19 protein-coding genes are annotated in these 21,073 nt (G+C 67.0%); 7 read left to right on the top strand and 12 right to left on the bottom strand.

Features of this window, described 5'->3' with window-relative positions:
• Positions 1 to 91: 91 nt before the first annotated feature.
• Together SB786_RS05125 and SB786_RS05120 are read right to left on the bottom strand one after the other, a co-directional pair.
• Positions 92 to 619 (bottom strand): M949_RS01915 family surface polysaccharide biosynthesis protein, encoded by a 528-nt coding sequence (locus tag SB786_RS05125; RefSeq protein WP_410726494.1) that lies wholly within the window; start codon positions 617 to 619, stop codon positions 92 to 94.
• Positions 620 to 691: 72 nt separating this feature from the next.
• On the bottom strand, positions 692 to 2,089 hold the full coding sequence (locus SB786_RS05120) for a sigma-54 interaction domain-containing protein (protein WP_410726492.1): 1,398 nt from the start codon (positions 2,087 to 2,089) through the stop codon (positions 692 to 694).
• 204 nt (positions 2,090 to 2,293) lie between these two features.
• Here SB786_RS05120 and SB786_RS05115 point away from each other — a divergent pair, with 204 nt between their 5' ends.
• Genes SB786_RS05115 through SB786_RS05105 form a run of 3 tightly spaced genes read left to right on the top strand, consistent with a single transcriptional unit; the run spans position 2,294 to position 5,756 of the window.
• Positions 2,294 to 3,223 carry an MBL fold metallo-hydrolase gene (locus SB786_RS05115; RefSeq protein ID WP_410726490.1) on the top strand — a complete coding sequence of 310 codons (930 nt, stop codon included), beginning with the start codon at positions 2,294 to 2,296 and terminating at the stop codon, positions 3,221 to 3,223.
• 28 nt (positions 3,224 to 3,251) lie between these two features.
• Positions 3,252 to 4,931 carry a TIGR01244 family sulfur transferase gene (locus tag SB786_RS05110; RefSeq protein ID WP_410726488.1) on the top strand — a complete coding sequence of 560 codons (1,680 nt, stop codon included), beginning with the start codon at positions 3,252 to 3,254 and terminating at the stop codon, positions 4,929 to 4,931.
• 18 nt (positions 4,932 to 4,949) lie between these two features.
• Positions 4,950 to 5,756: a sulfite exporter TauE/SafE family protein gene (locus tag SB786_RS05105; RefSeq protein WP_410726487.1), complete on the top strand. Its 807-nt coding sequence runs from the start codon at positions 4,950 to 4,952 to the stop codon at positions 5,754 to 5,756.
• A 101-nt stretch (positions 5,757 to 5,857) separates the two neighbouring features.
• Here SB786_RS05105 and SB786_RS05100 read toward each other — a convergent pair whose 3' ends face one another.
• From SB786_RS05100 to SB786_RS05085, 4 genes are all read right to left on the bottom strand, one after another.
• On the bottom strand, positions 5,858 to 6,679 hold the full coding sequence (locus SB786_RS05100; protein WP_006760064.1) for an ABC transporter permease subunit: 822 nt from the start codon (positions 6,677 to 6,679) through the stop codon (positions 5,858 to 5,860).
• The gene (locus SB786_RS05095; protein ID WP_410726485.1) at positions 6,676 to 7,605 is read right to left on the bottom strand and encodes an ABC transporter permease subunit; all 930 of its coding nucleotides are present in this window, start codon (positions 7,603 to 7,605) and stop codon (positions 6,676 to 6,678) included. The genes SB786_RS05100 and SB786_RS05095 overlap by 4 nt, the downstream gene beginning before the upstream one ends.
• Positions 7,602 to 8,762, bottom strand: a complete 1,161-nt coding sequence (locus SB786_RS05090; RefSeq protein ID WP_410726484.1) for an ABC transporter ATP-binding protein — start codon at positions 8,760 to 8,762, stop codon at positions 7,602 to 7,604. Before SB786_RS05090 ends, SB786_RS05095 begins: the two co-directional genes overlap by 4 nt.
• Before the next feature lie 86 nt (positions 8,763 to 8,848).
• The gene (locus SB786_RS05085) at positions 8,849 to 9,943 is read right to left on the bottom strand and encodes a polyamine ABC transporter substrate-binding protein (RefSeq protein WP_410726483.1); all 1,095 of its coding nucleotides are present in this window, start codon (positions 9,941 to 9,943) and stop codon (positions 8,849 to 8,851) included.
• Positions 9,944 to 10,299: 356 nt separating this feature from the next.
• Here SB786_RS05085 and SB786_RS05080 point away from each other — a divergent pair, with 356 nt between their 5' ends.
• A complete protein-coding gene (locus SB786_RS05080) occupies positions 10,300 to 10,503 on the top strand; it encodes a DUF1289 domain-containing protein (RefSeq protein WP_410726482.1) in 204 nt (67 codons plus the stop codon).
• Positions 10,504 to 10,580: 77 nt separating this feature from the next.
• On the opposite strand, the gene SB786_RS05075 is transcribed toward SB786_RS05080, so the two are convergent.
• The 3 genes from SB786_RS05075 to SB786_RS05065 form a co-directional block, all read right to left on the bottom strand.
• Positions 10,581 to 11,222: an OmpW/AlkL family protein gene (locus tag SB786_RS05075; RefSeq protein ID WP_410726481.1), complete on the bottom strand. Its 642-nt coding sequence runs from the start codon at positions 11,220 to 11,222 to the stop codon at positions 10,581 to 10,583.
• A gap of 65 nt (positions 11,223 to 11,287) precedes the next feature.
• Positions 11,288 to 12,478, bottom strand: a complete 1,191-nt coding sequence (locus SB786_RS05070; protein WP_410726480.1) for an NAD(P)H-dependent flavin oxidoreductase — start codon at positions 12,476 to 12,478, stop codon at positions 11,288 to 11,290.
• Between the two features lie 127 nt (positions 12,479 to 12,605).
• The gene (locus SB786_RS05065) at positions 12,606 to 14,042 is read right to left on the bottom strand and encodes an aldehyde dehydrogenase family protein (RefSeq protein WP_410726479.1); all 1,437 of its coding nucleotides are present in this window, start codon (positions 14,040 to 14,042) and stop codon (positions 12,606 to 12,608) included.
• Positions 14,043 to 14,276: 234 nt separating this feature from the next.
• On the opposite strand from SB786_RS05065, the gene SB786_RS05060 reads away from it, so the two are divergent.
• Positions 14,277 to 14,642 (top strand): hypothetical protein, encoded by a 366-nt coding sequence (locus SB786_RS05060; protein WP_006753485.1) that lies wholly within the window; start codon positions 14,277 to 14,279, stop codon positions 14,640 to 14,642.
• 34 nt (positions 14,643 to 14,676) lie between these two features.
• Here the strand turns inward: SB786_RS05060 and SB786_RS05055 are convergent, their stop codons facing one another.
• Complete coding sequence (locus SB786_RS05055; protein WP_006753484.1) at positions 14,677 to 15,141, bottom strand: Lrp/AsnC family transcriptional regulator; 465 nt, start codon at positions 15,139 to 15,141, stop codon at positions 14,677 to 14,679.
• 133 nt (positions 15,142 to 15,274) lie between these two features.
• Here SB786_RS05055 and SB786_RS05050 point away from each other — a divergent pair, with 133 nt between their 5' ends.
• Positions 15,275 to 16,321: a zinc-dependent alcohol dehydrogenase family protein gene (locus SB786_RS05050; RefSeq protein WP_410726478.1), complete on the top strand. Its 1,047-nt coding sequence runs from the start codon at positions 15,275 to 15,277 to the stop codon at positions 16,319 to 16,321.
• Between the two features lie 75 nt (positions 16,322 to 16,396).
• Here SB786_RS05050 and SB786_RS05045 read toward each other — a convergent pair whose 3' ends face one another.
• Entirely contained in the window at positions 16,397 to 17,989 is a 1,593-nt protein-coding gene (locus tag SB786_RS05045) for an ABC-F family ATPase (protein ID WP_410726477.1), read from the bottom strand.
• A 168-nt stretch (positions 17,990 to 18,157) separates the two neighbouring features.
• Between SB786_RS05045 and SB786_RS05040 the strand changes: the two genes are divergently transcribed.
• The gene (locus tag SB786_RS05040; RefSeq protein ID WP_410726476.1) at positions 18,158 to 18,610 is read left to right on the top strand and encodes a lipocalin-like domain-containing protein; all 453 of its coding nucleotides are present in this window, start codon (positions 18,158 to 18,160) and stop codon (positions 18,608 to 18,610) included.
• Between the two features lie 131 nt (positions 18,611 to 18,741).
• On the opposite strand, the gene SB786_RS05035 is transcribed toward SB786_RS05040, so the two are convergent.
• Positions 18,742 to 21,039 carry an AsmA family protein gene (locus SB786_RS05035; RefSeq protein ID WP_410726475.1) on the bottom strand — a complete coding sequence of 766 codons (2,298 nt, stop codon included), beginning with the start codon at positions 21,037 to 21,039 and terminating at the stop codon, positions 18,742 to 18,744.
• Positions 21,040 to 21,073 lie beyond the last annotated feature (34 nt).

Raw genomic sequence — 21,073 nt, 5'->3', positions numbered from 1 at the left:
AATTGTCGTTACATTGTTATTTTTTATTGTTTAGCATGCTCGGCTGGTATCGGCCGCCCGCCCGTATCACGCGCAACGGCCCGGCGGCCGCCTAGTCGTAGTCGCGCACGCTGATCGCACGCCAGTGCTTCGTCATGTAGCGCAGGAACACTGGCTGGGCCTTCAGGTCCGCATTCGGCACCGGCGCCGCGCCGCCGTCCACGACCTTGCCCTTGACCGTGACGGTTTCCTCGCCGCGCAACACGTATTTCGTACCGGCGTCGATCAGGAAGTACTTGACCTGGTCGGCGCTGACGTCACCGCGGCAGCCGATCCTGTAGGCGAACAGGAACTGCTTGCGGCCATTGCCGAGCAGGTCGCGCATCTCGATCGATGCGGGCACGACGTCGAGGATCACGTCGACCGGACACGCCTTCACGTAGTCGCGCACGGTCCAGTCGGGCCGGCCGTCGAGCGTCGCCGACACCTTGAGCTCGACGTCGTCGCCGGACGCGCTTTTGGCAAGCGTCACCGCATGCGCGCCGGCCGCATCGGTCCACGTGTAGTCGGCGGCCCGGGCCGGATCGGCCAGTGCTACGGCTGCAAGCAACAGGCAACGCGAAAGGAAACGTCTTTTCATCGGCGATGGCAGGGGAATCGAACGCGCCATTATCGACAAAGCCGCGTGCGACCACCAGCGTCGCGCCACGGTTCAGCGCTCGCGCGAGCCGAGGCCGAGCGCCTTCATCCGCCGGTACAGCGTCCGTTCGCTCATCCCGACGTGCTCGGCCAGCGCCTTGCGCGTGCCGTCGAACGTGCGCGCGATGCGCACGAGCTCCGCGTCCGACAGGCCGCGCGCGTCCGCGTCACGCTCCTGCGGCGCCGCCGCCGCCGCGACGAGTTCGGCCGGCAGGTGCTCGACCCGGATCGTGCCGTCGTCCGCGAACAGGCACGCGCGTTCGAGCACGTTGCGCAGCTCGCGGATGTTGCCGGGCCATGCATACGCATCGAGACACGCGCGGGCGCGCTCGGTCAGGACGAACGGCCGGGCCGCGAATGGCCGGGCACTCGCGTCGCCCGCGTTGCCGCGCGCGTTCGCGATGCGCCGCAGGATCGATTCGGCCAGCAGCGCGACGTCGCCCTGTCGTTCGCGCAGCGCCGGCAGCGGAATCGGAAACGCGTTGATCCGGTAGTAGAGATCCTGCCGGAACCGGCCGTCGTCGATCATCTCGCGCAGCGGCTTGTGCGTGGCCGCGACGAGCCGGAAATCCGCGCGCAGCGCCTCGACGCCGCCGACGCGCCGGAACGTCCCCGACTCGATCAGCCGCAGCAGCTTCACCTGCATCGGCAGCGGCACGTCGCCGATTTCATCGAGAAACAGCGTGCCGCCCTGCGCGGTCTCGACGAGGCCCGGCTTGCGCTGGTTCGCGCCGGTAAACGCGCCCTTCTCGTAGCCGAACAGTTCGCTCTCGAATAGCGTCTCGGCGATGCCCGAACAATCGACGACCACGAACGGCCCCATCGCGCGCGCGCTCGCCTCGTGCAGCGCCCGCGCGAACAATTCCTTGCCGGTACCCGATTCACCGAGCAACAGCACGGGCAGCATCGACGGCGCGACGCGCTGCAGCGCGCCGAGTGCCGCATTGAACGCGTCGGCGCCGCCGACGAGCCCTTCGGCGCTGGGCTGCGCGGACGCGCTGCGCACCGTCGTCAGCCGCTCGACGTACGCGATCACGTCTCCGTGCGCGTCGAAGATCGGCCGCAATTCCACGTCGACGTGCTCGGGGCCGCGCGGCGTATGGTGAATGTGCAGCACGCGGTTCAGGCCGCGCGACTCGAGCGCCTGCTTCATCGGGCAATGCTCGCCGGCCTGGTCGCACGGCACGTCGTAGTGATGCGACACCTGGAAGCAGTGCCGGCCGACGTGCTCGACGCCTGCCACGCCGAACTGGCGCCGGTACGCATCGTTCGCCGCGAGGATCCGGTAGTCGGGATCGAGGACGATCATCGGCTGCGGATCCTGTTCCAGATACGCGACGAGTGCGCGCACGTCGGGCATGACGGCGCGCGACGGCGCGGGAACGATCGGAATGATGTCGTGCGAATTCATGGGGAGGCTGGAGAACGGATGGCCCGACGAACTGCCAGGCGGACTGCCAATTCTGCCACGACACTGCCAGACATGGCAGTCCGCGCGGGCGGCCATTCGCCGGCCGTGCCCGCGATGCATCGCGATCGCGCCGAAAATCCAAACCAAATCAAGCACCTGCCGGATCACCCAGCCTCGTGGCCCGGATTGGCACGCTTCTTGAACATGGAATTGCCGATTGCCTATGCAGAACCCGATCGAGGACATCCCGTGAGCCATGCCCCCCTGCTGTCGGTCGAAGGCTTTTTCGACCCGGCGACCCACACCGTCAGCTATCTGCTGCTCGATACCGAGAGCCGCGCGTGCGCGCTGATCGACAGCGTCCTCGACTACGACCCGAAGTCCGGACGCACGCGCACCGCGAGCGCCGACCGGCTGATCGCCCGCGTCGCCGAACTCGGCGCGACCGTGCACTGGCTGCTGGAAACGCACGTGCACGCCGACCATCTGTCAGCCGCGCCGTACCTGAAGGCGCACGTCGGCGGCCGGATCGCGATCGGCTCGCACGTGCGCCGCGTGCAGCACGTGTTCGGCACGCTGTTCAACGCCGGCCCCGGCTTCGCGCAGGACGGCAGCCAGTTCGATCGCCTGCTCGACGACGGCGACACGCTCGCGCTCGGCGCGCTGACGATCCGCGCGCTGCATACGCCGGGCCATACGCCCGCATGCCTGACCTACTGCGTTGACGACGCCACGCAGCGCGCGGCGTTCGTCGGCGACACGCTGTTCATGCCCGACTACGGCACCGCCCGCTGCGACTTCCCCGGCGGCGACGCACGCACGCTGTACCGCTCGATCGTGCGCGTGCTGAGCCTGCCGCCCGATACGCGCCTGTACCTGTGCCACGACTACCAGCCGGGCGGCCGCGACGTGCGGTTCGTGACGACGGTCGCCGAGCAGCGCCGCGCGAACGTGCACGTGAAGGACGGCGTGACCGAGGACGATTTCGTCGCGATGCGCACCGCGCGCGACGCGACGCTCGACATGCCGGTGCTGATGCTGCCGTCCGTGCAGGTCAACATGCGCGCCGGCCACCTGCCCGAGCCCGAAAACAACGGCGTGCGCTACCTGAAGATCCCGCTCGACGCGATCTGAGCCGCCGCCCCGACCGGAGAACCCCGACATGACCATCCGCCCGCTGACCGACCTGCTGTCGGTCTCGCCCCAGATCGCTGTGACCGACCTGCCCGCGCTGCACGCGGCGGGCATCCGCGCGATCGTCTGCAACCGTCCGGACGGCGAAGGCGCCGACCAGCCGACCGTCGCCGAGATCCGCGCCGCCGCCGCGCCGCTCGGCATCGCCGTGCATTACCTGCCCGTCGATACCGGCAAGGTCACCGACGAGCAGGCCGCGCAGTTCGGCGCGCTCGTCACGACGCTCGCCGGCCCGGTCCTCGCGTACTGCCGCAGCGGCACCCGTTCGGCGACGCTGTGGGCGCTGTCGCAGGCGGGCCGGCGGCCGCCTGGCGACATCGTCGCGCTCGCCGCGGCGGCCGGCTACGACCTCGGCGCACTCGCACCGCGTCTCGCGGATGGCCTCGCGCCGGCCGGCGATCAGGCCGCACCGGCCGTCGACGCGCGGCACGACATCGTGATCGTCGGCGCGGGCGCGGCCGGCGTCGCGGTCGCGTCGAGCCTGCTTGCGCGCGACGCGTCGCTCGATATCGCGGTGATCGACCCGGCCGATACCCACTACTACCAGCCGGGCTGGACGATGGTCGGCGCGGGCGTGTTCCGGCCCGACACGACCGCGCGCCGGATGGCCGACCTGCTGCCGCGCGGCGTGAAATGGATCCAGGCGGCAGTCGCCGGCTTCGAACCCGACGCACACACGGTCGTGCTCGACGGCTGCCGGCGCATCGGCTATCGCAGGCTGGTCGTGTGCCCGGGGCTCAAGCTCGACTGGCACGCGATCGACGGCCTCGCGCAAACCCTCGGCCGCAACGGCGTCACGTCGAACTATCGCTACGATCTCGCGCCGTACACGTGGGAACTGGTGCAGGCGTTCCGCGGCGGCAATGCGCTGTTCACGCAGCCGCCGATGCCGATCAAGTGCGCGGGCGCGCCGCAAAAGGCGATGTACCTGTCGTGCGATCACTGGCGGCGCACGGGGCGCCTCGGCGCCGCGAACGTCGAGTTCCTGAATGCGGGCGGCGCGCTGTTCGGGGTCGCCGACTACGTGCCCGCGCTGATGGAGTACGTGAAACGCTATGACATCGCGCTGTCGTTCGGCCACAACCTCGTCGCGATCGACGGGCCGGCGCGGCGCGCGACGTTCACGCGCGCGCTGCCCGACGGCGGCACGGAAACCGTCGAGCGGGCGTTCGACATGATCCACGTCGTGCCGCCGCAGAAGGCGCCCGATTTCGTGCGCGCGAGCCCGCTCGCCGACGCGGCCGGCTGGATCGACGTCGATCCGGCGACGCTGCGGCACCAGCGGTTCGCGGACATCTTCGCGCTCGGCGACGTCACCAACACGACCAACGCGAAAACCGCCGCGGCCGCACGCAAGCAGGCGCCCGTCGTCGCGCACAACGTGCTCGCGTCGCTGGGCCGCGCGCTCGGCAACGCCGCATACGACGGCTACGGATCGTGCCCGCTCACCGTCGAGCGCGGCAAGATCGTGCTCGCCGAATTCCTGTACGGCGGCAAGGTCGCGCCGACCGTCCCCGCGTGGCTGATCGACGGCAAGCGTCCGTCGCGGCTCGCGTGGCTGCTCAAGGAGCGCGTGCTGCCGCCGCTCTACTGGAAGGCGATGCTCAAGGGTCGCGAATGGCTCGCGAAGCCCGCGATCGCCCGTTGACCGGAACCCGCTGACATCATGCTGATTTCCCTCGTACTGGGCGGCTTCGTCGGCGCCGTGCTCGGCCTCACCGGCGCGGGCGGCGGCATTCTCGCGGTGCCCGCGCTCGTCGCCGGGATGGGCTGGCCGATGCAGCAAGCCACGCCCGTCGCCCTCGTCGCGGTCGCGGGCAGTGCCGCGCTCGGCGCGCTCGAAGGGTTTCGCCGCGGGCTCGTGCGCTATCGCGCGGCGCTGCTGATGGCCGTGGCCGGCGTGCCGCTCACGACGCTCGGCGTGCGGCTCGCGCACGTGCTGCCGCAGCGCGTGCTGCTGGCGCTGTTCGCGCTGACGATGCTGGTCGTCGCGGGCCGCCTGCTACGGCAGGCGCTGCGCAACGCGCCCGGCGACACGGCCGAATCGCCGCTGTGCGTCGGTCGCGTGAATCCCGATACGGGCCGGCTCGTATGGTCGTGGCCGGTCGGCGTCGCGCTCGCGTCGACCGGCGCGGTGACGGGACTGATGACGGGGCTGTTGGGTGTCGGCGGCGGCTTCGTGATCGTGCCGATGCTGCGCAAGTTCACGAACGTGTCGATGCACGGCGTGGTCGCGACGTCGCTGATGGTGATCGCGCTGGTCGGCGCCGGCGGCGTGGTCGCGACGCTCGTGTCGGGCACGCGCGCGCCGCTCGACATGATGCTGTGGTTCACGGTCGCGACCGCGAGCGGGATGGCCGTCGGCCGCAGCGCGTCCCGGCGCCTGTCCGCGCGGCACGTGCAGGCCGGTTTCGCGGCCGTGCTCGTCTGCGTCGCGTGCGGGTTGCTGGCGAAGGCTGCGTTCGGCGCATAAGCCACGCGCCGACGCCGCGCGCCCCAAAACAAAACGCCCGGCCCGACTCGTCGTCGGCACCGGGCGTTTTTCGTTGCGTGCGCAACCTGTGCGCGGGAACGTCAGACGGCGAACGCGGCCATCCGCTTGCGCTCCTGGCGCAGCATCACGAAGTTCGCGATCACGACGCCAGCCGTTACCGCGACGATGAACAGCGTCGCGAGCGCGTTCATCTCCGGGTTCAGGCCGAGGCGCACGCGCGAGAACACGACGAGCGGCAGCGTCGTCGAACCGGGGCCCGACAGGAACGCCGACAGCACGAGGTCGTCGATCGACAGCGTAAACGACAGCAGCCAGCCCGCGATCAGCGCCTGCGAGATCAGCGGCAGCGTGATCGTGAAGAACACCTTCAGCGGCGTCGCGCCGAGATCGAGCGCGGCTTCCTCGAGCGACGGATTGAGCTCGCGCACGCGCGACTGCACGATGATCGCGACGTACGAGATGCACAGCATCACGTGGCCAAGCCAGATCGTGAACACGCCGCGCTCGGCCGGCCAGCCGATCCATTTCGCCAGCTCGATGAACAGCAGCAGCAGCGAGATGCCCTGGATCACCTCGGGGATCACGAGCGGCGCGTTGATCATCCCGCTGAACAGCGCGAAGCCGCGAAAGCGGCCCATCCGCGCGAGCACGAAGCCGGCCCACGTGCCGATGAACACCGACGCGAACGCGGTCAGCACGCCGATCTTCAGCGACAGCCATGCGGCCGTCAGCAGCTCGTCGTCGTCCACGAGCGCCGAGTACCAGCGCAACGAGAAGCCCGACCACACTGTGACGAGCTTCGACTCGTTGAACGAATAGACGATCAGGCTGATGATCGGGATGTACAGGAACGCGAAGCCGGCGAACAGCGCCGCGAACTGCAGGTAGCGATTCGGCTTCATCGACGGCGGCCCTCCTGCTCCTTCGCCTGGAAGTGCTGGAACATCGCCATCGGCACGAGCAGCAGCAGCACCATCGCGCAGGTCACGGCCGACGCCATCGGCCAGTCTGCGTTGTTGAAGAACTCATTCCACATCACGCGACCGATCATCAGCGTGTTCGCGCCGCCGAGCAGTTCCGGAATCACGTACTCGCCGACCGCCGGAATGAACACCAGCAGGCAGCCCGCGATGATCCCGTTCCTCGACAGCGGCAGCGTGATCTGCACGAACGCCCTCCACGGCCTGGCGCCCAGGTCGTACGCGGCTTCGAGCAGGCGCAGGTCCATCTTCACGAGGTGCGCGTACAGCGGCATCACGAGGAACGGCAGGTACGAATACACCATCCCGATGTACACCGCGTAGTTGGTGCGGTACAGCTCGATCGGCGTATGGGTCAGGCCGATCCACATCAGGAAGTTGTTCAGCAGCCCGTTGTTCTTCAGGATCCCGATCCATGCGTACACGCGGATCAGGAACGACGTCCAGAACGGCAGCATCACGCCCATCATCAGCAGGTTGCGGGTCGCCGGGTTCGAACGCGCGATGTAGTACGCCATCGGATAGCCGATCAGCAGGCACAGCAGCGTCGTGATCGCGGCGACCACCACCGAATTCACGTAGGTCGCGAAATACAGGCTGTCGGTGAGCAGGAACGCGTAGTGCGACAGGTTCAGCGCGATGTGCATCACGCCGTCGGTGTACGACGCGAGCTCCGTGTACGGCGGGATGCCGAGCTGCAGCTCCGCGAAGCTGATCTTCACGACCAGCACGAACGGCACGAGGAAGAACAGCACGAGCCAGGTGTACGGCCCCGCGACGACCGCCGAGCCGCCGGTCAGGTTGAAGCGCCGCACGGGCCATGCGAGCAGGGACTTGAACGCGTTCATGACGTCAGCACCACGCCTGCGGTCGCGCTCCAGCGCACGTAGATCTCGTCGCCGAGCGACGGCGTGTCGAGCTCGGTGATCGCGAGGCTCGACACGTTCGCGATCACCGTCTTGCCCGCGTCGAGCTTCACGTGATACAGCGAATAGCCGCCCATGTACGCGACGTTGGTGATCCTGCCGCGCGCCCAGTTGAACGCGCCTTCGGGCGGCTTGCGCGTGAGCGCGATCCGCTCGGGGCGCACCGACACCGTGACCGGCATCCCAAGCGGGCCCGTGATCCCGTGGCTCACGTACAGCCGGCTCGGCAACTCCGGGGATTCGATGTACACGTAGTCGGGTTCGTCCTCGACCGTGACGCCGTCGAACAGGTTCGTCGAGCCGATGAACTCGGCCGAGAAGCGGCTGTTCGGATATTCGTAGACTTCGTTCGGCGAGCCGATCTGCACGATCTGCCCTTCGCTCATCACGGCGAGCCGGTTCGCCATCGTCATCGCCTCTTCCTGGTCGTGCGTGACCATGATGCAGGTGACGCCGACCTTCTTCAGGATGTTGACGAGCTCGATCTGCGTGCGCTGGCGGATCTGCTTGTCGAGCGCCGACATCGGCTCGTCGAGCAGCAGCACCTTCGGGCGCTTGACGAGCGAACGCGCGAGCGCGACGCGCTGCTGCTGGCCGCCCGACAGCTGGTGCGGCTTGCGCTTCGCGTACTTGCTCATCTGCACGAGCTCGAGCGCCGCGGCGACACGCTCCTTCAGTTCGGCCTTCGGCGTGCCTTCCTGCTTCAGGCCGTAGGCGACGTTCGCTTCGACCGACATGTGCGGGAACAGCGCATACGACTGGAACATCATGTTCACGGGCCGCTTGTACGGCGGCATCTGCGCGAGGTCCTCGCCGTCGATCAGGATCTTGCCCGATGTGACCGTCTCGAGGCCCGCGAGCATCCGCAAGAGCGTCGACTTGCCGGAACCCGAGCTGCCGAGCAGCGCGAACAGCTCGCCCTGGCGCACCGTCAGGTTCACGCTGCGCACCACTTCGGTCTCGCCGAATTTCTTGACGGCGTCGACGATCTGGACAAAGTTCTCGGCGCGCGCATTCGCGCCGGACGAAGGAACGAAGGACGGCGCGCTCGCAACCGGCGCACCCGACTGGCTATTCATGATGTGCTGCTTCTCTCCTGCGTTTGACGAACAAAGCCCCCGGGGGCACCAGGGGCTTCATGACTGCTGGCTCACTTCGGCTCGCGTCAGCGGCCCGATTTCAGCTCGGTCCACAGACGCGTCTGCAGACGCTGGATTTCAGGCGGCAGCGGCTTGAGCAGGAACAGCGTCTTCACGACGTCGGCCGGCGGGTAGACGGCCGGGTCGTTCGCGACGTCCGGCCGCACGTACTTGCGGGCCTCGGCGTTCGCGCTCGGGTAGTACACGGCGTTCGTGATCGCCGCGTGCACCTTCGGATCCTCGATGTAGTTGATCCATTGCAGCGCGGCGTCCTTGTTCTTCGCGTCCTTCGGGATCGCCATCACGTCGAACCAGACCGGTGCGCCGCCCTTCGGAATGTAGTACTCGACCTTGTACGGCTTCTTCGCTTCGAGCGCGCGATGCTTCGCGATCACGACGTCGCCCGACCAGCCATACGCGAAGCAGATGTCGCCGCCGACCAGGTCGTTGATGTAGCCCGACGAGTTGAACTGCGTGATGTACGGGCGGATCTTTTTCAGCACTTCCATCGCGGCCTTGTAGTCGGCCGGGTTCGTGCTCATCGGATCCTTGCCGATGTAGTGCAGCGCCGCCGCGAACATCTGGTCGGGCGCGTCGAGCACCGACACGCCGCAGGTCTTCAGCTTCGAGAGGTTTTCCGGCTTGAACAGGATGTCCCAGTTGTCGAGCGGGACCTTGCCGAGCGCCTGCTGCGCCTTCGTCAGGTTGTAGGCGAGACCGGTCGTGCCGTATGCCCAGGGCACCGTGTACTTGTTGCCCGGATCGGCGCCGGCGACGAGCGCCATCAGTTGCGGATCGAGGTGCTTGAGGTTCGGCAGCTTCGACTTGTCGAGCGGCGTGAAAATGCCGGCCGCGATCTGCTTGCCCGCGTAGTTGCTGGTCGGCACGACGATGTCGTAGCCCGAACTGCCCGTCAGCAGCTTCGCCTGCAGCGTGTCGTCGCTGTCGTAGTTGTCGTAGCGAACCTTGACGCCCGCCTGCTTCTCGAAGTTCGGGATCGTGTCCTTCGCAATGTAGTCCGACCAGTTATAGATATTGAGCTGCGTATCCTTCGCCGCTGCGGCCGACGCACCCACGCACAGCGCGAGCGCTGCGAACCGGCCCACTACCTTTGCTTTCATCCCGTTCTCCCTCCGGCCGGACCGCGTGTCCGGCTTGCCGTCTGCCTCGTCATGGCGGCGCATTCCGGCACGCCGCCCCTCGAAAACCCCGAACGCTACCATCATTCGCGCGCCGTCACAAAAAAATCATGCCCGTGTCGCGCAAACGGAACAGATTCCCGTCGCGAGCCGCGTGAGCGGCCCGCACGGCGGGGCGTTCCGGGGGAATTCTATCGGTTAATCGACGCCTGTCCATCAGGAAAAGAAAGCGGTGGCGAAACCGCGTGCGCACCGGCGGCGCTCCGGCATCCGGCCGGCCGCCCGGCCTCCATGCATTAAAATGACGCCCTGACGATTTCACGGCGCAAAACCTTCCGATGGCCTCCAATCTCCACGACTTGCCCGACAGCCCCTGCATCGGCGTGTGCTCGACCCTCTTCGACGAAGTCTGCAAGGGCTGCGGCCGCACGGCCGCCGAAGTATCGAACTGGGTGTTCCTGAGCGAAGACGAAAAGCGGGCCGTGTGGGCGCGCATCACGCGTGAAGGCACCGCGATGCGCTTCCAGTACGACAAGCTGTAAATCCGCCGCACAAAAAAAGAGCGGCATGCCGACTGCCATGCCGCTTCAACCCCAACTCTGTTCTTTTCCGAACGCGCCTAGAACTTCATCCCGACGCCCACGCCGACGATCAGCGGATCGATGTGCAGCGTGCCGATGCCCTTGTCGCCGAGCGTCGCATCGGTGCTCATCCAGATCTTCTTCACGTCGACGTTCATGAACACCTTCTTCGTGATCTGCACGTCGACGCCGAACTGCAGCGCCGGACCGAAGCTGCTCTTGTTGATCGACACGCCCTCGCCGCCGACGTTGAGCCCGTTGTTGTAGAAGTACGTGTAGTTCAGGCCCGCGCCGACATACGGGCGCACCTTGCCGGCATGGTTGAAGTGGTACTGCAGCAGCAGCGTCGGCGGCAGCACGCCCACGCCGCCGAGATTGCCGAGGCTCGACGTCATCTGGTGGCGCGACGTGCCGAGGATCAGTTCCACGCCGAGGTAGTCGCGGATCATGTACGTGAAGTCGAGCTCCGGCACGATCGCGTTGTTCACGCCGGTGTTGATCGCGCCCAGCGTGTCGCTCGCGCGTTCGTTCGGCTGGATGCTGATCGCGCGCAGCCGGACCAGTACGTCACCCTGGTTGATACCGTCGCCCGGCGAAGCCGCGTGCGATAGCGAAGGCAGCGCGGCGAGACTGGCCGCGATGGCGGCGGCGGTGACACAAGTTCGAATCGTTTTATGCATGGTGCGGACCCCTGAAGAATGCATTCCATTCTCCCTGTAGGGTCTTTCGAGCATCTTGATATTCGTCAAGCCAGCGTAAACATCGGACGGTTTGTCGCAGGCTCCGCCGCGCGGCCCGTCAGCAGCAGATCGAGTAGATCGCGCACGCTGCGGATCGCGTTGCCGAACGGCAGCGCTTCGCGGCCGCGGAAGAACAGGCCGTTCGCGACGTCGCCGCGCAGCGCGGCCGCGAGCCGCGTGTCGATGCAGAAATGGCCGAACTTCTCGATGCCGTCGCGCAGCCCGCAGACGCTCAGGCATTCGAGCGCCGTCGGGCAGCGCTGCCGGAATGCGCCAAGCTTGTCGCGAATGCGCGTTTCGTTGCGCAGGTAGCGATCGAGCCAGGGCGTCTTCACCGCGCGCGCCGGCAGCCCCGTCACGCTGACGAATTCGACGATGTCATCGGGCAGCGCATCGGCCAGCACGCGCTTGAAGTTCGGATGCGCATCGCCCTCCTCCGTCACCGCGAACGGGGTGCCCACCTGCACGCCGTTCGCACCGGCCGCGAGCGCCGCACGTACCGTGTCGTGACTGTTGATCCCGCCCGCGACGATCAGCGGGACCGTGTCGCGCGCGAGGCCGAGCGACGCCATCACCTGCGCGGTCTCGTCGAGCACCCGCGCGAAATCGAAGCGCGCATCGTGCATGTCGTCGATCTGCGTGACGCCGAGGTGACCGCCCGCATGCGCGGGATGCTCGATCACGATCGCATCGGGCAGCCGCCCCTTCTTCATCCACTTCTTCAGCACCAGCGCGATGCCGCGGCTGTCCGACAGGATCGGGATCAGCGCGATGTCGTGACCCTGCGTGAGGTCGGGCAGATCGAGCGGCAGGCCGGCGCCCATCACGATCGCGTCCGCGCCCTCGTCGCACGCGACGCGCACGTAGTCCGCATGCGCGCTCACCGCCTTCATCACGTTGACCGCGATCATCCCGCGCCCTTCGCTGTAGGTTTTCGCGAGGCGAATCTCGCGGGCAAGCGCGTCGAGGTTCGCGGCTTCGAGCGTCGCGCGGTCGGGATTCGCGCGGCAGCGCGCGAGCAGATCCGCATGGTGATGACGCAGGTCGATGCTGGCGATCGTGCCGAGCGCGCCTTCGCGCGCGACGCTGCCGGCGAGGCGGTGCGCGGAAACGCCAACGCCCATGCCGCCCTGCACCACGGGCAGCAACGAGCGGCCGCGAATCTTGAGCGGCGGGAAGGAAGTGCGTGCGGTCATCTGAACCTCGTCGAAACATCGAAAATCGGAAACGCGATGATCGACGATCCACCGGCGCGCACCTTGACGGCCGTCAATAAAAAACGGCACGCGAGCGTGCCGTTTCGGGTCATGCGGGGTAAAACGCTCAGGCCGGATTCGCCGGCTTGAGCTGCATCGACTTGTACTCGAGATACTCTTCGAGCCCGTACACGCCGTTCTCGCGGCCGTGTCCCGACTGCTTGTAGCCGCCGAACGGCGCGGCGCCGTTCCACATGCCGCCGTTGATGTCGACCTGACCCGTGCGGATGCGGCGCGCGACGCGCATCGCGCGCTCGTCGCTGCCCGCCCACACCGCGCCGCCGAGCCCGTACGGCGAATCGTTCGCGATGCGCACCGCTTCGTCTTCGTCGCGATACGTGATGATCGACAGCACCGGCCCGAAGATCTCCTCCTGCGCGATCGTCGATTTCGGATCGACTCGGCCGAACACCGTCGGCTTCACGAAGAAGCCCTTCGCGAGCCCTTCCGGCAGGCCCGTGCCGCCCGTCACGAGTTCCGCGCCGTCGTCGATCCCGCGCTGGATATACGCCTGCACGCGCTGCTGCTGCGCGGCCGACGCGAGCGCGCCGAGGCGCGTCGTTTCCTCACGCGGATCGCCCGCGACATACGCTTCGGCCGCCTTCTTCGCGATCTCGCGCGCCTCGTCGTAGCGCGCCTCCGGCACCAGCATCCGTGTGTGCGCCGAACAGGTCTGGCCCGCGTTCAGGTAGCACGCATTGACCGTGCCCTTCACCGCCGTCGCGAAATCGGCATCGTCGAGGATCACCGACGCCGACTTCCCGCCCAGCTCGAGCGCGACGCGCTTCACACCCGCGGCCGCGAGTTCGGCCACGCGCTTGCCGGCACGCGTCGAACCGGTGAACGACACCATGTCGACGTCCGGATCCGTCGCCAGCACCTCGCCGACGACCGGGCCATAACCGCATACGAGATTGAACACGCCCGGCGGCAGGCCCGCTTCGTGAATCGCTTCGGCGAGCATGAACGCGTTGAGCGGTGCGACTTCGGACGGCTTCAGGACGACCGTGCAGCCGGCCGCGAGCGCCGGTGCGACCTTCAGCGTGACCTGGTTGAGCGGATAGTTCCACGGCGTGATCGCCGCGACGACGCCAACCGGCTCGCGCACGACCAGCGAGTTACCGACCGTCGCCTCGAATTCGAACGATTCGGCGAGCTTCGCGTATGCCTTCCAGTTGTAGATCGGGCCGCCGACCTGGATCGCGCGCGACAGCTTGATCGGCATCCCGACTTCGCCGGTGATCGACTGCGCGAGTTCCTCGCTGCGCGCCTGCAGTCGCTCGACGATCTTGCGCAGATAGCCCGCGCGCGTCGCGGCCAGCGTCGCGGCCCATGCGTCGAATGCCGCGCGCGCCGCGCGGATCGCGTCCTGCGCGTCCGACGCGACGCCTTCGGGAATCCGGCCGATCACGGCCTCGGTGCCCGAGTCGATCACGTCGATCGTGCCCGTTCCGGCCGGTTTGCGCCATGCGCCGTCGATGTAGAACTGGTCGTAGATTTTCATCGCTTCCTGTCTCCCGGAAAACGGCCATTCTAACGAGTGCGGCGCGGCGCGGCGATGACGTCGAACGCGGCCGCAAGCGCAGACGGACGGTGCGCCGTACACCCGCTTCCCGCGGCTGCGGCATCCACGCCACGCCGGTGCACGACGTGGTCTGCATCGTGCTATGTTTTTAGTATCGGCGCCGGCCGCTGCAGGCCGCGCCACCCGAAGTCGATGCCTTTCGCGAGCGCTGCCATGACCGACGCATCCCGTACCCTCGGTTCGCAAGATCGCCTGGAACTGCTGTGCTGGCTCACCTGCGGCAATCTCGGCGCGTTTTATCTGAATGAATCCTGGCCGGACGCGTCTTTCCAGGTGCAGGCCGCGCACCGCTGGCTCGACCGCCATCACCGGCAGGCCGACTGGCTCGCGATCGCGAAGCTGGCCGCGCTGGCGCAGGACATCGCCAAGCGGCACGCCGGCTTCGTCGACGCGTCATGGGCGCGCGACGCGGTCGAGGAAATCGTCGATACCGACGATCTCGACTACCGGGCGAAACTCGTGCAATGGGTGTACGAAGACTGCTGCAAGGCACTCGCCGACAAGCGGCTGGCCGACTGACCGCTCGCGCATGCGCGCGCACCGGCTTGCGCCATCACGCTATCGGCAGCCGCTGCGTCGACTTCAACTGCCGCAGCGACAGGTTCGAGCGGATGCTCAGCACGCCCGGCAATCTGCGCAGCACCCTTTCGACGAAATGACTGTAGTCGTCGAGGTCGGCTGCCACCACCTGCAGCAGGAAATCCGCTTCGCCGGTCGTGTTGTCGCATGCAAGCACGTTCGGGCTCGCCTGAATCAGACGCTCGAACTCGGCCGTCACCTCCTCGCTGTGCTGCGTGCAGACGATCTGCACGAACGCCATCACGCCCAGCCCGAGCTTGCGGCGGTCGAGCCGCGCGTGATAGCCCGCGATCAACCCCGCTTCCTCCAGCCGCCTGAGCCGGCGCCAGCAGGACGTCTCGCTCAGCGAGAATGCTTCGGCGAGCCGCGCATTCGACACGCGCCCGTCCTGCTGGAGCATGTCGAGCATGCCGCGATCGATCCTGTCCAGTTGTTCCATGAAAGCTCCTTGCGCCAGGCGCCCGATCCTCGCGAGGCTATCTCAAGAATACCCGTTTCTCAATCGCAAAATGAAAGATAAATGCGCTTTCGTCCGGCTATATTGAAAGATTGGTTCGATCCAGGAGGAGATAGTGAAAGCAGTCGTTTATGAAGCGTTCGGCGCGACGCCGCGGCTGATGAATGTCGACGATCCGGCGCCGGCACCCGACGGCGTCGTGATCGAAGTGAAGGCGACCGGCGTGTGCCGCAGCGACTGGCACGGCTGGATGGGACACGACCCGGACATCGTGCTGCCGCATGTGCCGGGGCACGAACTCGCCGGCGTCGTGGTCGCGGCGGGCGCGGCGGTCACGCGCTGGAAGGCCGGCGACCGCGTCACGGTGCCGTTCGTCGGCGGCTGCGGACACTGCCCGGAATGCCACTCCGGCAACCAGCAGGTATGCGAGCAACAGTTTCAGCCAGGCTTCACGCACTGGGGCTCGTTCGCCCAGTTCGTCGGCATCCATCACGCGGACCTGAACCTCGTGCGGCTGCCCGACGCGCTCGATTTCCCGACCGCGGCGAGCCTCGGATGCCGCTTCGTGACGTCATTTCGCGCGGTGGTCGACCAGGGGCGCACGTCCGCCGGCCAGTGGGTGGCCGTGCACGGCTGCGGAGGCGTCGGTCTGTCGGCGATCATGATCGCGCATGCGATCGGTGCGAACGTCGTCGCGATCGACATTTCGGACCAGGCGCTCGCGCTCGCGCGATCGGTCGGCGCAGCGGCGACCGTCAATGCGTCGCAAGTCGCGGACGTGGTCGATGCGGTGAAGGAGATCACGCGCGGCGGCGCACACGTGTCGCTCGATGCGCTCGGCCATCCGACCACCTGCTTCAACTCGATCAGCAATCTGCGCCGCCGCGGCAAGCATGTGCAGGTCGGGCTGATGCTCGGCGAGCATGCGACGCCGGCCGTGCCGATGAGCAAGGTCATCGCGCACGAACTGGAGATTCTCGGCAGCCACGGGATGCAGGCGCATCGTTACGACGCGATGCTCGACATGGTGCACGCCGGCACGCTCGCGCCGAACCGGTTGATCGGCAAGGAAATCAGTCTCGGCCAGTCGATTGATGCGCTGATGAACATGAACCGGTTCGAAGGCGCCGGTGTGACCGTTGTGACGGATTTTTCGGGCTGACGATACGAAAAAGCCTGCCGGGCTTCCACCTGGCGGGCTTCCGGTACATCAGGCCGGGCATGACCGCCCGGACACTTACTCCTGCCCCTGACTCGTCAGGAACTCCTCATAATTCCCGCCGAAGTCGAACAGCGTGCCGTCCGTCTTCACTTCGATGATGCGGTTCGCCAGCCCGCTCACGAACTCGCGGTCGTGCGACACGAAAATCAACGTGCCTTCGAACTGCTCGAGCGCGATCTGCAGCGACTCGATCGACTCCATGTCCATGTGGTTGGTCGGCTCGTCCATCAGCAGCACGTTGTGGCGGCCGAGCATCAGCTTGCCCCAGATCATGCGGCCCTTCTCGCCGCCCGACAGCACCTTCACCGATTTCTTGATGTCGTCCGACGAAAACAGCAGGCGGCCCAGCGTGCCGCGCACCATCGTCTCGTCATCGCCGTCCTTGCGGTACTGGTCGATCCAGTCCATCAGCGTGATGTCGTTCGGGAACTCCTCGTACGTATCCTGCGGCATGTAGCCGACATTCGCGTTCTCGGACCACTTCACCGTGCCGTGATCGAGCGGCAGCGCGCCGAGCAGCGAACGCAGCAGCGTGGTCTTGCCCGCGCCGTTCTCGCCGATGATCGCGATGCGCTCGCCCGGCTGCACCGACAGGTTGAAGTTCTGGAAGATCGTGCGCTCGTACTTCTTCGTGATCTCTTCGGCGACCACCGCGACGTTGTGCAGCTTCTTCTCGAACTCGAAGCGGATGAACGGGTTCTGACGCGACGACGGCTTGAATTCCTCGATCTTGATCTTGTCGATCTGCTTCGCGCGGCTCGTTGCCTGGCGGGCCTTCGACTTGTTCGCCGAGAAGCGGCGCACGAAGTCCTGCAGCTCGGCCACGCGTTCCTTCGCCCGCGTGTTCGCCGCAGCCTGGCGCTCGCGCGCCTGTGCCGACGCGAGCATGTAGTCGTCGTAGTTGCCCGGCCAGACCTTCAGCGTGCCGAAGTCCATGTCGGCCATGTGCGTGCACACCGAGTTCAGGAAGTGACGATCGTGCGAGATGATGATCATCGTCGAGTTGTACTCGTTGAGCGTTTGCTCGAGCCAACGGATCGAGTTGATGTCGAGGTTGTTGGTCGGTTCGTCGAGCAGCAGCACGTCCGGCTTCGAGAACAGCGCCTGCGCGAGCAGCACGCGCAGCTTCCAGCCCGGCGCGACGTCGGCCATCGTGCCGTTGTGGAACTTCTCCTCGATGCCGATGCCGAGCAGCAGCGCGCCCGCGCGCGCCTCGGCGTCGTAGCCGCCGTATTCGGCGAACTTGCCTTCGAGCTCGGCCGCGTGCATGTAGTCGTCGTCGGTGGCTTCCGGGTTCGCGTAGATCGCGTCGCGCTCGGCCATCGCGGCCCACATCTCGGTGTGACCCATCATCACGACGTCGAGCACGCGCACGTCTTCATACGCGAACTGGTCCTGGCGCAGCTTGCCGAGCCGCACGTTCGGCTCCAGCGCGACGTTGCCGCCGCTCGGCTCGAGGTCGCCGCCGAGGATCTTCATGAAGGTCGACTTGCCACAGCCGTTCGCGCCGATCAGACCATAGCGGTTGCCCTCGCCGAATTTGACCGAGATATTCTCGAACAAGGGCTTCGGCCCGAATTGCATCGTGATGTTGGCAGTAGAAAGCACGGCAGGTCCCGTAAGAGAGAAATCGACGGAAAACCGTGTATTTTAGCAGGTGTCGGAGAAACTGCCGACCGCACCGCCGCGGCCCCCGTGGTACGGTCGTTGCCCGGTGCCGGGCTGCCCCGTCAACACGACGGCATACGCGCCATCGCCGTCACACCGGAACCCCGCATGCCAACCAGCCAGCTTCGAGAACAACTCGTCGGCGCATGGCGCCTCGTTTCCTACGAAATCCGCCCGCGCGACGGCGGCACCATCACCTACCCGCTCGGCCGCGACGCGCGCGGCTGGATCCTGTACACGCCGGACGGCTACATGTCCGCGCAGTTAATGGCGTCCGGCCGGCCCCCGTATGCGGACGGCGACCTGCAGGGCGGCAGCGTCGAGGAACGCGCCGCCGCCGCCCACGGCTACATCGCGTATTCAGGCCCTTTTAGCGTCGACGACAACGGCACGCTGACCCATGAAATGGATGTGAGCCTGTATCCGAACTGGATCGGCAACGCTCAGCAGCGCGTCGTCAGTATCGACGGCGACCGGCTGCAACTCGGCACCGCCGAGCCTGTCGTCATCCGCGGCCAGCAGGTTGACGCGGTACTCGTCTGGGTACGCGCCCGCCGCTGAGCAGCGGCCGCTGAGGACACGTCGCGACGGTGACGGGACCAGACGGGGCGACCGCGCCGGCGGCGCAACGAGCGCAACGAGCGCAGCCGGCCGGCGCGACGCCGTGCCGCGTGCCGCACCGCCGTCGCGGGTCACTTGCCGGCTTTCGCCGCTTCTTTCTGCACCGCCTTGGCCTTCATCTGCGCGAACAGCTGCGAACACGGCACGTCGCGGTTATTGCTCGGCGCGATCAGCGGAATCAGCGCCGCGAACGGGTTGATCAGCCCGAGCCCGACCGCCGCGCCGGCGCGCAGCGCGAGCGCGCCCGCCTCGACGCCGACCTTCGGGTTCTTGAACGTGCCCTTCGCGTACAGCGGCGAGCGCAGCGAGAAGATCCGGAAACCCTTCGTATGCGGATGGATCTTCAGGTCGACCGATTCGTCGCGCAGATTGACCGGTCCGTCGACGTTGATCAGCGCGTCGTCCGTATCGAGCGCGAAGACCTTCGGCTCGAGCATGCCGTCATTCGCGACGAAATCGAACGCCGCGCAATTGATCTTCACGTCGCGGGTGCCGAACAGCTTCTCGTAGACGACGTTCGCGACGTTCAGGCCCGCCGCCTCCATCAGCAGGAGGCTGATGCGGCCGTCCGTGATGAGCGCCTTCACCTCGCCGGTCGACGTCGCGGCGAGCGCGGCCGGCGAGTTGCCGGTCGCCGACAGCGACGCGTCGCCGTTGATCTCGCCGAGCGCGGTCTGCATCACCTTCTGCGTCGGGAACAGCTGCTTGAGCTTCAGGTGGCGCGCGCTCAGCGTGAAGCGGCCCTTGAGCGGCGTGCGGCTGCCGTCGAGATGCGCATTCGTCGCGAGCGTACCGCCAGCGACGCCGAATTGCAGCGGTTCGAGCGTCAGCACGCCGTCATGCAACAGGATGTGGGTGTACAGGTTGGTGATCGGCAACTGCGGGCTCTTGATCAGCCTGCGACCGGTGAATTTCACGTCCGCGTCGATCGCGCTCCAGCGCTCGGTGCGGAACGCCGCGACCGGCAGCACGCGGTCCGGCGGCTGACGCGTCGTGTCGCCGCGCTTCGCCTTGCTGGCGGGCGAGTCGGCGCCGATCACCGGCGCGAGGTCGGAGAACTGCAGCAGGTTCGACACGACTTCGCCCGACAGCTTCGGCCGCGGCTTGCGCTGCGCCCAGGTGAGCGTGCCGTGCAGATCGCTGCCGCCGACGCGGCCCTTGAAGTTCTCGTAGCGGAACGTGCTCGTGGGCGGATTGAAGTTGCCGATCAGCCGTCCGTCGGTCGCATACGGCGGCGTGTCGGGCAGCGTGATGCCGGTGAGCTGGTAGAGGTGCGACATCGACGTGCCCTGCAGCCACAGCCGCAGGTTGAGCGCCGCGAGATGCCGCGGATCGGTCAGCGTGCCGACGATCGCGAGCCGCGTATCGCCGGCCTTCACGTCGGCCTGCAGAGGGAACGGCTGCGTCGCGCTCTCGACCGCCAGCACGCCGCCCACCTTGCCGGTGCCGGTCACCGGCACGTTCTTGTAGCGGCCGTCGACCTTCAGGCCGAACGCATACGTCGGCTCCGATTTCGCGGGCACCGCGGCGCCGGATGCGCCGCTCGCGGCGGATGCCGGCACGGCCGTCGATGCTGACGAGACCGGCCTGGCCGCGGAGGCAGACGCCGCGCCCGATGCAACCACGGCCGTCGACGCCGCGCTCGCGCCCTGCGCCGCGGATGCGCCCGACGCGGCGGACGCGGCCTCCGCATGCGCCTTCGCGGCCATCTGCGCGGCCCCCTGCTTGCCGACATGCTGGGCGGACGCCGCGAGCGAGGTCTGTTCCTGCTCCTTCAGCACGTCGCCGATCGGAATCGGATGGCCGAGCGTATCCACCGCGATCGTGAGATCGGCCTTGGTGATCGCGTCGCGATAGACGATGGTCCCCTTCGCGAACGCGAAGCTGTCGAGCCGCAGGTTCCACCGCGTCGGCTTGCCCGATTGCTTGAATTCGAAGGTCCACGTGTTGCGGCCATCGGCGAGCCGCTCGAGGTCGACTGCGGGATTGACGGCGTCGATCGACGGAATGACGATCTGGTGCGTGAAGAGCGGGAGAATCGCGAGATCGAAGTGGGCGGCGTCGAGCGTGACGAACTTCGGGCCCTTCGCCCAGTCGGGGTTGCCGATCTCGAGCTGCGTGGCCGAGAAGCGCGGCCAGGGTACCCACGCGCGCCAGCCGGTCTCGCCTTGCGGGCGATGCCAGTCGACCTTCAGATCGCCGTGGATCGCAAACGAACGGCCAAGTGCGGTGCTCACATGTTCGTTGACCCACGGTTTCGCGTGGTTCCAGTCGAACGTGAAAATGAAGATGCCGGTTGCCGCGATGACCAGTGCGACGATACCGACGATCCATGCACCCGACTTGCCAATGGCTCGAGCTAGCGTCATGGCGGTTCCGTTGTTGTTCTGCAGAATTTGCGCG

Source organism: Burkholderia sp. SIMBA_062, from assembly GCF_046534765.1.
Lineage (GTDB): Bacteria > Pseudomonadota > Gammaproteobacteria > Burkholderiales > Burkholderiaceae > Burkholderia > Burkholderia ambifaria.
Note: the sequence above shows the minus strand (reverse complement) of the source record. Positions and strands in the feature narration are given on the sequence as shown.

Bases quoted from the DNA above. Each gene is read 5' to 3' on its own strand.
- SB786_RS05125 (WP_410726494.1), bottom strand. From the start codon at position 619: ATGAAAAGACGTTTCCTTTCGCGTTGCCTGTTGCTTGCAGCCGTAGCA.
- SB786_RS05120 (WP_410726492.1), bottom strand. From the start codon at position 2,089: ATGAATTCGCACGACATCATTCCGATCGTTCCCGCGCCGTCGCGCGCC.
- SB786_RS05115 (WP_410726490.1), top strand. From the start codon at position 2,294: ATGGAATTGCCGATTGCCTATGCAGAACCCGATCGAGGACATCCCGTG.
- SB786_RS05110 (WP_410726488.1), top strand. From the start codon at position 3,252: ATGACCATCCGCCCGCTGACCGACCTGCTGTCGGTCTCGCCCCAGATC.
- SB786_RS05105 (WP_410726487.1), top strand. From the start codon at position 4,950: ATGCTGATTTCCCTCGTACTGGGCGGCTTCGTCGGCGCCGTGCTCGGC.
- SB786_RS05100 (WP_006760064.1), bottom strand. From the start codon at position 6,679: ATGAAGCCGAATCGCTACCTGCAGTTCGCGGCGCTGTTCGCCGGCTTC.
- SB786_RS05095 (WP_410726485.1), bottom strand. From the start codon at position 7,605: ATGAACGCGTTCAAGTCCCTGCTCGCATGGCCCGTGCGGCGCTTCAAC.
- SB786_RS05090 (WP_410726484.1), bottom strand. From the start codon at position 8,762: ATGAATAGCCAGTCGGGTGCGCCGGTTGCGAGCGCGCCGTCCTTCGTT.
- SB786_RS05085 (WP_410726483.1), bottom strand. From the start codon at position 9,943: ATGAAAGCAAAGGTAGTGGGCCGGTTCGCAGCGCTCGCGCTGTGCGTG.
- SB786_RS05080 (WP_410726482.1), top strand. From the start codon at position 10,300: ATGGCCTCCAATCTCCACGACTTGCCCGACAGCCCCTGCATCGGCGTG.
- SB786_RS05075 (WP_410726481.1), bottom strand. From the start codon at position 11,222: ATGCATAAAACGATTCGAACTTGTGTCACCGCCGCCGCCATCGCGGCC.
- SB786_RS05070 (WP_410726480.1), bottom strand. From the start codon at position 12,478: ATGACCGCACGCACTTCCTTCCCGCCGCTCAAGATTCGCGGCCGCTCG.
- SB786_RS05065 (WP_410726479.1), bottom strand. From the start codon at position 14,042: ATGAAAATCTACGACCAGTTCTACATCGACGGCGCATGGCGCAAACCG.
- SB786_RS05060 (WP_006753485.1), top strand. From the start codon at position 14,277: ATGACCGACGCATCCCGTACCCTCGGTTCGCAAGATCGCCTGGAACTG.
- SB786_RS05055 (WP_006753484.1), bottom strand. From the start codon at position 15,141: ATGGAACAACTGGACAGGATCGATCGCGGCATGCTCGACATGCTCCAG.
- SB786_RS05040 (WP_410726476.1), top strand. From the start codon at position 18,158: ATGCCAACCAGCCAGCTTCGAGAACAACTCGTCGGCGCATGGCGCCTC.
- SB786_RS05035 (WP_410726475.1), bottom strand. From the start codon at position 21,039: ATGACGCTAGCTCGAGCCATTGGCAAGTCGGGTGCATGGATCGTCGGT.